The following is a 204-nucleotide window of genomic DNA, read 5'->3' on the forward strand; positions in this document are numbered from 1 at the left end:
TGGTGGGCCTAAATGGACTCGAACCATCGACCTCACGCTTATCAGGCGTGCGCTCTAACCAGCTGAGCTATAGGCCCTCTTGAGTATAATTCATATGCTAATAGAAGAGTCATTCCAATGTCGCCATTGAAGGTGAACCTTCAAAACTGAACGCAAAACGTCAACCCCGGGAAACCCGGTTCCGAATTCATCCTTAGAAAGGAG

1 tRNA gene is annotated in these 204 nt (G+C 48.0%); it reads right to left on the reverse strand.

The annotated features are described in order from the left end of the window. Positions 1 to 77 (reverse strand) — tRNA-Ile (locus tag Q0785_RS20350). Positions 78 to 204 lie beyond the last annotated feature (127 nt).

Source organism: uncultured Planococcus sp. (assembly GCF_947501725.1).
Classification (GTDB): Bacteria; Bacillota; Bacilli; order Bacillales_A; family Planococcaceae; genus Planococcus; species Planococcus donghaensis_C.